The 9,479-nt window shown below is 54.0% G+C and carries 10 protein-coding genes and 2 pseudogenes; 2 read left to right on the top strand and 10 right to left on the bottom strand.

Going from position 1 to position 9,479, the window contains the following annotated elements; all coding sequences use genetic code 11:
• Positions 1-359: 359 nt before the first annotated feature.
• Positions 360-1,046 (bottom strand): hypothetical protein, encoded by a 687-nt coding sequence (locus WLY71_RS27590; RefSeq protein WP_347806079.1) that lies wholly within the window; start codon positions 1,044-1,046, stop codon positions 360-362.
• Between the two features lie 389 nt (positions 1,047-1,435).
• Positions 1,436-2,041 carry a hypothetical protein gene (locus WLY71_RS27585; RefSeq protein ID WP_347806078.1) on the bottom strand — a complete coding sequence of 202 codons (606 nt, stop codon included), beginning with the start codon at positions 2,039-2,041 and terminating at the stop codon, positions 1,436-1,438.
• A 477-nt stretch (positions 2,042-2,518) separates the two neighbouring features.
• On the opposite strand from WLY71_RS27585, the gene WLY71_RS27580 reads away from it, so the two are divergent.
• Positions 2,519-3,280: an alpha/beta fold hydrolase gene (locus WLY71_RS27580; protein WP_347806077.1), complete on the top strand. Its 762-nt coding sequence runs from the start codon at positions 2,519-2,521 to the stop codon at positions 3,278-3,280.
• A gap of 284 nt (positions 3,281-3,564) precedes the next feature.
• Here the strand turns inward: WLY71_RS27580 and WLY71_RS27575 are convergent, their stop codons facing one another.
• The 5 genes and pseudogenes from WLY71_RS27575 to WLY71_RS27560 all read right to left on the bottom strand — a co-directional run bounded on the left by WLY71_RS27575 (position 3,565) and on the right by WLY71_RS27560 (position 6,671).
• Positions 3,565-4,026 carry a PRC-barrel domain-containing protein gene (locus WLY71_RS27575; RefSeq protein ID WP_347806076.1) on the bottom strand — a complete coding sequence of 154 codons (462 nt, stop codon included), beginning with the start codon at positions 4,024-4,026 and terminating at the stop codon, positions 3,565-3,567.
• Between the two features lie 539 nt (positions 4,027-4,565).
• Positions 4,566-5,171, bottom strand: a complete 606-nt coding sequence (locus WLY71_RS27570; protein ID WP_347806075.1) for a trimeric intracellular cation channel family protein — start codon at positions 5,169-5,171, stop codon at positions 4,566-4,568.
• 3 nt (positions 5,172-5,174) lie between these two features.
• Positions 5,175-5,921 (bottom strand): annotated as a pseudogene (locus WLY71_RS27565) (M20 metallopeptidase family protein); the annotation flags it as partial.
• Positions 5,897-6,073: a hypothetical protein gene (locus tag WLY71_RS31495; RefSeq protein ID WP_425589968.1), complete on the bottom strand. Its 177-nt coding sequence runs from the start codon at positions 6,071-6,073 to the stop codon at positions 5,897-5,899. The pseudogene WLY71_RS27565 and the gene WLY71_RS31495, both read right to left, overlap by 25 nt.
• Positions 6,074-6,092: 19 nt before the next feature.
• Complete coding sequence (locus WLY71_RS27560; RefSeq protein ID WP_347806074.1) at positions 6,093-6,671, bottom strand: hypothetical protein; 579 nt, start codon at positions 6,669-6,671, stop codon at positions 6,093-6,095.
• Between the two features lie 251 nt (positions 6,672-6,922).
• On the opposite strand from WLY71_RS27560, the pseudogene WLY71_RS27550 reads away from it, so the two are divergent.
• Positions 6,923-7,372, top strand: a pseudogene (locus WLY71_RS27550) (LysR substrate-binding domain-containing protein); the annotation flags it as partial.
• A 264-nt stretch (positions 7,373-7,636) separates the two neighbouring features.
• Here WLY71_RS27550 and WLY71_RS27545 read toward each other — a convergent pair.
• From WLY71_RS27545 to WLY71_RS27535, 3 genes are all read right to left on the bottom strand, one after another.
• Complete coding sequence (locus tag WLY71_RS27545; RefSeq protein ID WP_347806073.1) at positions 7,637-8,065, bottom strand: hypothetical protein; 429 nt, start codon at positions 8,063-8,065, stop codon at positions 7,637-7,639.
• 108 nt (positions 8,066-8,173) lie between these two features.
• Positions 8,174-8,836, bottom strand: a complete 663-nt coding sequence (locus WLY71_RS27540) for an SMI1/KNR4 family protein (protein WP_347806072.1) — start codon at positions 8,834-8,836, stop codon at positions 8,174-8,176.
• A 47-nt stretch (positions 8,837-8,883) separates the two neighbouring features.
• Positions 8,884-9,114 (bottom strand): DUF6966 domain-containing protein, encoded by a 231-nt coding sequence (locus WLY71_RS27535; protein ID WP_347806071.1) that lies wholly within the window; start codon positions 9,112-9,114, stop codon positions 8,884-8,886.
• Positions 9,115-9,479: the final 365 nt, after the last annotated feature.

The following is a 9,479-nucleotide window of genomic DNA, read 5'->3' as shown; positions in this document are numbered from 1 at the left end:
CAAGCCACAAAAAATGAAGTAGCTACGCCGCGAATGGCCTCCGCGCCAGCATGATTTGATTCCTCCCCACCTCAGACGCCGCCTGTTTGGATAGGTGGGGTTTATGGATCAGTTACGATACCCTGACCGGCGGCTTTTGGCCGATAGCCGCCTATTACGAAAGGCAGCAATCGACACAACGCGTGGAGAGCTGGCTGGTAGCGTACGCCCGGAGTTTAGCGCGATGATTTTTTCGCACCACATTCAGCAGTTTCACACCTGGATTTCGTCGCCGGGGATGACACTTTCGGCTTTACACAACGCGTCTACATCAAATGCAATTCCACGCGTCATAACCCACCCACTAGGCATGTAGGCATTCATTGCTTATATGTGAGGTTCTGCACTTGCCCTGTAACGCTTCTCAGGCCTGATTTCGGGACTTCAAGCGTCTGGAACTCGACACCCTTTGAGTCAGCGTGGTGTCGCTTGAGCAGGTAGAGCATGTCGTCAGATTCTGCTATCTGGCATCCCTCGTATTGGTCGAGATTTGCGTAGACCACTTGGCGCGTACTGCACTCGGAAGCGAGTTCGAGCGCCGCCGCCCGTCCTGCGTTCGATGGCACCCGCACCAAGAGATACCAAGCAGACATCAGAAGAAACGCTAGTACGCAAATGGAGCCAACAACCATAAACGCGCCTCGATTTTCAACAGCCCGGTTGCGTACGTTGGCCATCCATTTCGGCATTATGACGGGCTTGTCCATGTTGTTTCTTGGTTTCTCAAAAAGCACCAAAAAAAGGGTTACTGTTCCGACCAGAGCCATTGCGAACACCAGAGCAGCAAGAAAGGACCCAAACCCGGCGGCTCCATAGGCCACGAACTGTTGCGCGCTGATGTTCACCCGATCAATCGGCACATCCAGTGTTAGATAGAATTTCTCCAAGTGTGCGAAACCGCTAAGGGTAAAAGCTCCCACCATGCTCGCTATGAAGAGGGCTGCGTCAATACGCAGATATTTTCTGAAGCTTCGGTGGCTTTCCTCTCGCGTGGTCGGGTCAGTCAAATGTTTATCTCCTTGAAATGGTCAAGCTGAGCATTGCCCGATGGGTGTCAAAGGGGCTTCTTTGTAGTCGAGTTGAAGCCATTTCTCCGACGCAATGAGCGGCCATCAAATCAGCTGCTGGGCAAACTTTCCATAGTTGGTTTTGTATTCGACTCGAGAACAAACTGGCTGACAGCAATGATGTGGAGCGGTATGTTTTTTGGCCGATTATTGCCTGTCATGACGGGCCGCCGACGACCCAATGCAGCCCTTCTTTTTCATTGCGTCTGTAACTGTCGGCAGCCGACTGTCGGCTCTCGACAGGCCCGGCGCATCGGGCTTGCATTGGATTCTTGCGCTGCAATTGCTGCTGGGACTGTTTCACTCGAAAGGTCAGGTCAAGTCAGGACTTAGGATCCGGCTGAGCGATTCTTTCCCTGCGTACACGGATTAAAAATCTGGTAAATACTCTCGCTGGATCCTACATAGGTTTTGGTACCTGGAACCGCCACAGCCGAGTAATTCTTGCGATCGGTGACCTGAATAAAATTTCCTTGCGCAGCCGTGAAGCTCTCAGTGTTTGGCGGCACTAGCACGCTCAGGAACTGGGCTTTCTTATCGAGGGCCAAGGCACCTCCCACGGTAATTGGCGCCAGCATGGCGGCCCAACGTTCACTGAATAGGTAGAAGGTATCGGCTGCGGCTCTGCCACTTTGCAGGTGGGCACACTGCACATCGCTGGCGTTGATGACTTCAGCTTGCTGGTAGATGCCGCCCTTATAGAAGGCCAGCACTAGCTTGCTCTTGGTCAGTACACCCAGGCCTTGCTTGGGTCTGCACACTTGCAAATCACCATAGGGAGATAAACACCAGTTGGTTTCGGTGATAGTGACGATTTCGTCTGCTCTGAGCTTCAGATCGCGTTCAATATTGGCGCGGGCTTCCGGGGTTTTGTAAGGGATGGCGCATGCGCTCAATAGAGCTGCGAGGGTGAGGGCGAGTAGCGGGGTTCTCATCAAGCGTCCTTTGCTGCTGGAAGGTACATGTAAATGACGAATATTTTTTGCAAATTTCTTCCTTCAACACTCTACGAGTCAAGCAATCGCGAGAGCAGGAGAAAATAGCCGTCGTTGAGATTGGGTTCTGAGACAAGAACATCAAAGCGGACGATGTGATCGACAAACTCTGGCCGCTGATGGCGGCTGAGCAGATCCTCCACCGGTCACGCACCGGGAAAATTATACAGATCGCGCTGAGTTTAAAGAGCTGTTGGAGAATCTACTAAAACTCGTCGTTTGAATCTCTCGACAGCTAGCGCGACTGAGATCCATTTTGAGTCAGACGCCGCGTCGTGCGCTGACGTCCAAAAAGCAGCTATCGTGAGAGTCCGCTTTTGGCCGATTGCTGCCCGTCGCGACTGACAGAAATCGAGCCAAAAGCAGTCGTTTGGCGCCAGACGCTGTCTTAACAGCTGGTAGGCCAAGGGGGAAACCATGACAACGCACAAATTAACCATTAAAGACTTGCAATTGAACGTTTCAATCCGCGGCCAAGGCTCACCGCTGCTCTTGTTCAACGGCCTGGGTGGTTTGATCCGTACCTTCGATCCCCTGCGCGATGAACTGGTGGACTACAGGACCATTACGTTGGACGTGCCCGGGGTCGGCAACTCGCAAATGCCCCGCTGGCCAATGCGTCTGCCGCGCCATGCCGACCTGATCGCCGAGATGCTCAAGCAATTGGGAATCGACCAGGTCGATGTGTTCGGCATCAGTTGGGGCGGTGCATTGGCGCAAGAATTCGCCCTGCGTTACCCGAGCATGGTGCGCCGGCTGATCCTCGCGGCGACCTCGGCCGGCCCGGCGATGCTGGTGAAGCCCGCCGACATCCTGGATTTTTTTGGCAGGAGTAAAAGCGCCAAACTGCGCAAGCAAGAAGGCTCCCGCAATTCGATACAGACGCTGCTGCGCTTCGGTGTGGTGAACGGCATGCTCACGGTCAACCCGCGAACCTATTACCACCAGCTCACCGCCTTGGTCGGCTGGACAAGCCTGCCGCGGCTGTTCCGTCTGCGCCAGCGCACGCTGATCCTCACCGGCGAACGCGACACCCTGGTGCGGCTGTACAACGCGCACATCCTGCGCCGCACCATTCGCCGTGCCGAACTGCACGTCCTGCAGGGCGAGGGGCATTTTTTCGTGGTGACCAGCGCCAGGCGAACCGCCGAAGCGATACGCGAATTCCTCTGCCGGTAGCACGGCGATGAAGAGCCCGCGCCGATGATCGCCCACGGCATGTTCAAGCCGCGCCTGCTGCAATCCGAGCGGAATTGATCGCTGATGCCTGCTAATGGGCTTGCCGAAGGTCGTGCCAATCCGTGAATCGCCCCGAATTTCCTAGACACTCGATGACCGCTTCTGGCCGACAGAACCTTTTCTCACCGCAATGCGCGCCTTAGGGTTTGGCACCCCCAATGACCAGCTTTAACATGTCGTTGTTTTGCTCGGCGCGCATCTCTCTTCGTTTCGGATATGGACAGTTAGCTCTTGTCGATACTTTGTCTTTGGATAGTGTCGTAATCGTAGGGTTTAGTTCCATAGAAAGAATGGATTTCTGTTACCCAAGACTCGTCGGCCATATTAGGCCAACTGTCCTTGTCAAAACCTGGTGCATTTTCCAAGCGCTCTTTCTCTACGTTTAGTACAAAGCGCTTATTTACTGTGTCGAGTGTCAATGCATTCCAGGGTACTGCAAACAGCTTTTCTCCCATGCCAAGAAAGCCCCCAAAGGATAGAACGGCATAACTCACTCTACCGCTGCGAACATCTAGCATGATTTCCTTAATATCCCCCAAGTCTTCTTCGTTATGGTTATAAACATCATTTCCAATGAGTGTGTCTGCTCCCATAAGGTCGGGGCCAGGCCCCTGTTCCACGGAGCCGGCATCTCGTAGGAGGTTGGTTTTGTACATGCCATAGGTATCGCGATCTTCGTAGTTCATTGCTATCTCCTATCAGTAATCGCCAATCAATCAGAAAATATACACATCGCCTTGATGGCTGTATTGGTGTGAGTCACCCGCTCTAGAAAAAGTTGAATTTTTTTTCTGCATGGCGACGAGTGGTAAGTTAAAAAGAAAATAGTTATTCCGCTTTTAATTAGGTTGCTATCAATGTGCAATGCTTTGTGTTGTTTTTTATAGGGTGATTAAACTACATCGATATCATAGATAACTGAATGAAGCGATTTCCTATTGTGGCAACTACGTCTTCGGCTTGCACATGACTTCATAAATACGAAGATTAAGTTTGGGCCGCTACTGTAATCGACCTCGGTTAGCGAAGCGAACTAACTGAATGATATTCCATATAGGAAAATCCAGTAAAATCCAAAGCAGGACATAAAATTGGCAGGCGAATGTGTGCTTCTGGCCGATTGCTGCCTATCGTGAAGGACCGCAATCGACCGGTTGAATCCACAACCCATAGCGGACGGTCGGCGACTCAGGGCAAGGCGCCGGCAGTGCTTCCGATAGATGAGCTATTTAGTAGAGAAAATGCCAGGCATTTGCAGGTGCTTATAAATGGCGACGAACCTAAAACTACAGATGAAGACCAGCGTTACCCAGCCGCTGATCCAGATCGAGGGAATGGCGTCGCGCACCAGGACATAAAGAACGCAACCGAGCAAGATGGGCGTGGCGTAGATCTCCCGCGACATCAGCAGCGAAACTCTCCCGGCCAAGGCGTCACGGACGATGCCACCACCAATGCTGGTAAGGACACCCATCGTCACTGCTACAGGCACGGCGTAATGCAAGCCCAGTACCTTCTCGGTGGCGACGATGGCAAACAAAGCACCCGCCAAGCCATCAAGATACAACAGCAACCCTGCCTGTTTCTGCAAACGCGAGGCGAGGAAAAAAGTCACCAGTGCAGCAGTCAGGGCGACCCAGACATAGTTGAAATCGGCGATCCAGAAAATCGGCACATCAAGCAGTAAATCGCGAATGGTTCCTCCGCCGATGGCCGTGATAACACCCAGCACCACCGCACCGAAAATATCGACATCAACCTTTCTGACGGCGAGCACACCGGTGATAGCGAAGACCGCCGTGCCAACCATTTCCTGAAGATAAAGCAGCATCCTTCACTCCGTTTTCAGGTTGCCCATCAGGTGGTCGATGGCTACATGTGCGTGCAACCTGACACCTGTCTGCAAGGCATCGTCATTGGCATAGAAATGTGGGTTGTGGTTGTAGCTGATGCCGCGCCCGCCCGGGATAGGAACAATGGCGCCGTCTTTGAATTCGGCGTCCTGCACCCCGAGCAAGACATACGACCCGCCATACCGATTAACGAACACTGAAACATCGTCGTAGCCCATGGTAGGAGCCGTCTGCACCAGGTTCTGCGGGCCTACAACTGACTCCAGGGTCGGAATTGCTGCGTGTACCCACTTGGCTTCGTTATGAACGGCAGGCACATATTGGAGAAACTCAGTCTTGGCCTCGCATCCCTGGGCTTGTGCCAAGTGTGAGGCCAGTTGCTGCAAGCGCTGACAGATATCGTCCATGTCTGACTCCGCGGAACAACGTACCGTGCCCAGCAGTGTGACCGTCTCGCCAATAATGTTGAATCGGCCCTGATCTTCGATGTGCCCAAAACTGATGGTCACCGGGTTATAGGCCGGCACTTGCCGGTAGATTTGCGCGGAGGCGCTAATGATCTCGGCAGCCACGGGCAAAGGGTCTTTGCCCGTCCATGGGGTCGAGCCATGAACCTGCTGCCCGGTGATGACGATGCGTACGATCACCGATGCTGCGTACTGATTGCCGATCCGATAGGCGACGACGCCATTCGGCAGCGGCCCTACATGCATGCCAAACACCTGGTCGGCATCGGGTTGGCCAGTGCCTGGGCTTCCTCCATGGCGGCAGCTCTGCCTGTTTCATTCAGCGGTGGGCCTTCCTCTGCGGGTTGGAACACAAAAAGTACCGTCCCAGCCAACTGATCCCTTACGCTGGCCAACGCGTCGGCGGCTCCCATCAGCATTGCGGTATGGCAATCATGGCCACCGGAAATGGCCCGACCGGATAGTCGTTGTCCACGACGATTGAGGCGAAATCGACATCAACCAATCTTTGACCGGAAGGGCATCAATGTCTGCGCGCAATGCAATCACTCGCTCACCAGGCTGGCCACCGCGCAGTACCCCTACGACGCCATGCCCGGCGATGTCGGTTCGAACTTCGTCCAGCCCGAGCGAGCGCAGGTGGTCTGCGATAAAGCGTGCGGTGTTCACTTCACGATTGGAAAGCTCGGGGTGAGCATGCAAGTGATGTCGCCATTCGATTACCTGATCTGCTAACGCTTCGATGCGTTGATCGATCAGTTCGTGGAGGTCTGTGACTGGACGGCTCTCGCTGCTTGCAGGATGAACGCGTACACCCTCGACATGACCTACACAAGACCACTTGTTGCTCCCTGGTTTATTGTTACGTGCGCCTACGCGAGACGGGTCGTCGTAAAGATAGACGACTATTCGCTGGGCATGTTTTAGGGAGGGGGCCAGGCTCGGCAATTCGGAGGCTAACGGCGATCGAGGGCGAAGGAATATCCGGTACTGGCCGATACCCGCCGCCATTATTGCGGCCTGGGTCGCCTGGCAGACTCGCAATACGGTCCTGACGCTGGCGGTTGGTATGGGAGGGCTGTGGCTATTCAGGTTTTTCGGTTTGTAATGAATCGATCTGCAGCCGGGACGGCCTCAACAGCACGGCGCCTGAAACGTCAGCGACAAACTGTTTGCCAGGCTCCTGGCGTGCTGAGTCGCGTCCTCACGCGCGCGCCGATCAACGTCTTCCCCCAGGATGGTTTTCACTCAGTCTGCGGTCGAAGCAAGGGCATCTGGAAGTGGTCATCGGTTCGCTGTGCGAAACCAGCGAAGCGGGGCTGTTGCTATGGCAAGAACCGCTGGTGTGGGCCTGGTCGGCGCAACCCGTCGCCCGGTTACCCACGCCGTTGCCGCTGGCCCTGTTCCCCGAGCCGTGCCCTTATCGCGAGGCCGCGCTGACGAGACTGGCGCAGGCGGGGATCGCCCAACGCACGGCGATGTTGTGCAGCAGCACTGCCGGGTTGCGGGCGGCGGCCCTGGCAGGCTTCGCAGTAGCGCCCATGCCACTCAGTCAGTTGGGGCAAGGATTGGCGGTTATTGGGGTAGAACAAGGGTTGCCGGATTTGCCGGATGCGCAATGTCGGCTGTTCACCTCGCCTGACGCGGATCAGTCGATTGTGGCAGCGGTCACTCAGCTCATTGTGGAGTATTGCTCTACGCGGAGGGCTTGATTGTCATTTTGAGGGCCTGCTTGAACGTCTCGGGTAGCGAACTCAATACGAGCCAGTGACTGCGAGCCCGAACAACAGCATTGCAGGGCCGCACCCGAAAGGTGGGGAGGCCGGCCAAATGATTCTCAGATTTATTTTACTGCGCACGTTTTATGGCACTGGCGAGCGCTGCGGCTTCGCTGCGTAACGCATCAAATCTTGTGTTCAACTCCTCACTCACTATTAGGTGGTGTGGCGTGCGAAACAGGCCGGAACTGTCTGGGCTCAACGTCCATATTCAACGTAGAGGCCTAAATAGAAGTCCTGCGTATCCCAGTTGATTCGATAAATCACTTCTTTCCTTGGCTTGATGTTGGCCACAACAGTTTTGATCGCGACACCAGCACATAATCCAGACTCGGCGAGCCCGGTGCCGAGATTCACTTCACCGGCAGGCAAAACGAAAGATGCCTTCTGACCGGGACCTATCTTGGCTGCGCGCTGACCATCAATGTAGAACACGACGTCACATCCCGAACCGACAAACCCGTCATCACGGAAAATGGTCAGGCGTCCCGGATCTGTCGTACCCTGGCTTTTGATCGCGTACATCTCACTGGCCGGCACTGGCCGCGCTTCAGAAACCCGCATAGGTGATGTTGCGCACCCGCCCAAGGCCAGCAAGAGCGCCCCCGTTGCGATAATCCTTCGCATAATTTTTCCCTCCTGAAAAAGTGCGAATGTATCAGAGCGACATACTGCTTTGCTTCATAACGCCATTCGCCAAAAACACTTTAAATAGATCTGTCACCTTTTATTCTATTAGCGCATCCAGGCACGAAGAGCTTCAAACTCAATGGGGTTTGGATGGTGCAGCCTGGCAGCTAACGCTTCCTCTTCTTCTTGAGAAATGAAGGCTTTGACAGTTTTCGGGATACTTTTTGGCCCAGCCTTGTAGCTCTTGTCAACGCATTGCCGGCTGAACAAATCCTTAAGAAATTCATAGTCTGAGGGTAGTAGCGCTGCCTGGATCAATGCCACTTCACTTATCAGTGCTGCACTGAAGTCCGCTTGAGGTGATAGCCAGGACAGATTTGTTGCAATGCGCACGTATTCCCTGGCCACGAACGACGAGATATCGGCATGGGCGAGTGAAGATGGCTGTGCAAAATGAACTATCCGAGCAATCCCAGAAGCGCCGTTTTCCAAACGTACCACGCAGTAAGGCTCTCCACCGCCAGTAGTCGCAAAGGGAAGAAAGGTTCTACCTTGTTGATCATTTGGATTGAGCCACTCATTGATTTCTCGCTCGGCCTCCTCGGCATCAAGCCATAGAAAATCTTCAAGGCTACTTAGTGCTGCCGTTGCTGGAAGCGTGTGTGCTATCCCCATGAGCGTCGCGAGGCGTTCTGGAAACTCAATGTCAATACTGCGTGCAAGCTTTTGAAAGGCTTCTACAACAGTAACGTCTTGTCCGTAATTCAAAGCGACAGGCTCTCCATATCAGATTGCAGGAATTAAATGGGGACAGATCAATTTTGCTGCGTACGTTTTATGGCTCTCGCGAGCGCTGCGGCTTCGCTGCGTAACGAATCAAATCTTGTGTTCAACTCGACATACCCGGGCTTCCAGGCCCAAACACCATCGACGTGGTGTTGCCCAAGGACCAGGTCATTAAGCGAGCCCATTCCGCCAAAGGCTGACAGCAAATACTCAACCCCGTAGTAATCAGAGTTCATCAAGTGTGCCTTGGCTTTGCGCATCCACTGGCTCCAGTGAGTAGCTCCATCGCTTTCAGCACGGTGGCGAGCTGATCCAGAACGTCGATCAATTGTTCAGTCATTTGTCCCATTTTGAGGTCATCCAAACTGTGGAACGATGGATTTTCGACCATTGAGCAGTTGACCGTGCGATAACCTCCGCTTCAGTCATTTGCGCACACAATCCTTGATTTCGCTCGGAGCTGGCAAGTCCGATGGATGCTGGTGCACCTCTTTGTTTGCGGACAAAAAAAACGGGCGCCGTCATGGCGCTCGTTTTCGTTTATTCCGCTGCTTGAGCCCGCAAGCGCCGGCCGATCACGTCCATCAAGTCACAGCCGTCGCGTAACGGAATGGCCAGCAGCTTG

The organism is Pseudomonas rossensis (genome assembly GCF_039888995.1).
Classification (GTDB): domain Bacteria; phylum Pseudomonadota; class Gammaproteobacteria; order Pseudomonadales; family Pseudomonadaceae; genus Aquipseudomonas; species Aquipseudomonas rossensis.
The sequence above is the reverse complement of the archived record's forward strand: the minus strand, read 5'-3'. Positions and strand labels throughout refer to the sequence as shown.